Genomic DNA, 2,095 nt, shown 5'->3' with positions numbered 1-2,095 from the left:
CTCCCAACCTTCCCCCGGGAGCCCCACCCTCCGGGACGCGCACGGCACCCTCAGGCCCCTGGTCAGGGCCGATCCCATCCGGGGGTGCCGTGTCGCGCGCCCGGGCCCGGCCGAACGCCCGGGGTGCGAGCGCTCCGGCGCTCCGCGCACTTCTTCCCGCCTCCGCACCGCTTCTCGCGTTCGGCGTCGAGGCGGACGAGCAGGCCCGTGCCCTGGGAGGCGTTCTTCGGGGTGAGGGCGTACGGGCCGGTGACCGGCTCGGCCGGCAGGACGTAGCCCTTGGGGGCACCGGTCTCCACCAGGTAGTACGTGCCGGCGGGCAGCGTCCCGAACGAGCAGCGGCCGGTGCTCGACGTGGCACAGTCGCCGACGAGCCGGTCCCCGCCCGGTCCATGCCGCTGGAGTCCGGGCGTCCCGTTGGTGTCCTCCCACAGGCCGAGCACCGCGCCGGCCAGCGGACGCCGCGTCTGGGCGTCGGCCTTCGCGAGCGTCAGCCGCAGCGCCTTGGTGAGACCGGCGTCGACCGTGTGGTTCACATAGCCGGGGTCACCGACGTACACCGTGCTCCCGCCGGACGGGTCGACGTCCGAGTCGATGAGCCGGTGGGACCCGGCCTCCCGCGCCGTCCACGTCAGGTCGGCGGCGCCCGGCCGCCCCGGCAGCCCGCTCGGATCGACGCCTCTGTGATCGAAGGAGACCCGGTAGGTGGTGTCGGGCCGCAGACCCTGCGCCGTACCGACGTAGTACTCGCCGTCGGCGTCCGTGGTCGTGGTGAGGCTCGGCCCGGACGACGTCGGGTCGAACGTGACCCGCACACCCGGCACCGGTGGTTCGGACGGGTTCTGGACGCCGTTGCCGTCGGTGTCGAACCAGACGCGGTCGCCGATCTGCACGGGCGCCCCGCGGCGGCCCTCCGGCCCCGGCTCGGCGTGCTCCCTGCGGTGGACGCCGGGCGCCCAGAAGCCGGTGGTGTACGTGGTGTCGCGGGCGTCGGAGACGTCGACGAACCCGATGGGGCTCCGGATGACGTCCGGGCCGCCACCGTGGCCCGCGAGCGCCGGGCGGAGGTTGGCGAGGTCGGGGTTGTGGGCCTGGACGCGGTACCGGCCGCCCCGTAGCGGGGACCCCGCCGGCCGGAACGAGGCGGTCCCGTCGGCGCCCGTCGTCCTGGTCAGCACGGCGTCGTGGTCGTCGGTCAGCGTGACCCGCACACCCGGCATGCCCTTCTCCGTCGGACGGTCGTACACCCCGTCGACGTCGACCTCCTCGACGACCCGCACGGTCACCGTGCCGTCGCCACGCGCCGAGGCACCGGTTGTCGCGGCATCCGCTGCCGTGGCATCCGCCGCTGTGGCGTCCGTCGCCGTCCAGGTGACCGGGCCGACCACCAGGGCTGCCGCCAAGGCGAGCACCAGGCCCGCACACCGTCCCCGTCCCCGTGTTCTTCGCCGCACCACGTCTCGCATTCGCCGCTGCCCGCCCGTTCCTGGTCCGCGCCGAGGCGACGGAGCCCGGTGCCCGACGTCGGCTCTGCATTCATACGAAGCGCGGAGAGCCGCTAATCAGGCTGAACGGGGCACAGGACGCGGCCGGGCGCACGGGACCCGCGCGGGAGCGGACGACAGGGCCGCGCCCTCGCGTCCCGGTTCACCCGTCCGCCCCGGCGGCGACGCCCCCACCCGGAGTACGGCACGGGCACACCCCTCACCCCAGCGGGTCCGCCAGGGACTGCTCCGCCCAGATGACCTTGCCGTCGGGGAGGAAACGGGTGCCCCAGCGCTGCGTGAACTGGGCGATGAGGAACAGACCGCGGCCGCCCTCGTCGGTGGTGCGCGGGTGGCGCAGATGGGGCGCGGTCGCCCCGCCGTCGAACACCTCGCAGATCAGGGTGCGTTCGAGGATGAGACGGAGCCGGATGGGCCCGGCGGCGTGCCGGATGGCGTTGGTGACNNCACACGCCGAGCTGCCGGGCCGTGGTCTTGCGGGCCTCCGCGACGAGCGCCGGGTCGGCGGGGATCTCCCAGGAGGCCACCCGGTGGCCGGGCAGCCGCCGGGTGCGGGCGAGGAGGAGGGCCACGTCGTCGGTGGGGCGGGC

The 2,095-nt window shown here is 75.2% G+C and carries 1 protein-coding gene and 1 pseudogene; both read right to left on the bottom strand.

Annotated features, from left to right (window positions below):
- Positions 1-62: 62 nt before the first annotated feature.
- On the bottom strand, positions 63-1,403 hold the full coding sequence (locus AOK23_RS40880; protein ID WP_420823799.1) for an SdrD B-like domain-containing protein: 1,341 nt from the start codon (positions 1,401-1,403) through the stop codon (positions 63-65).
- Between the two features lie 301 nt (positions 1,404-1,704).
- Positions 1,705-1,950 (bottom strand): annotated as a pseudogene (locus tag AOK23_RS51075) (ATP-binding protein); the annotation flags it as partial.
- Between the last annotated feature and the right edge of the window lie 145 nt (positions 1,951-2,095).

This window comes from Streptomyces torulosus, from assembly GCF_001419765.1.
In the GTDB taxonomy this organism is placed as follows: domain Bacteria; phylum Actinomycetota; class Actinomycetes; order Streptomycetales; family Streptomycetaceae; genus Streptomyces; species Streptomyces torulosus.
The sequence above is the reverse complement of the archived record's forward strand: the minus strand, read 5'-3'. Positions and strand labels throughout refer to the sequence as shown.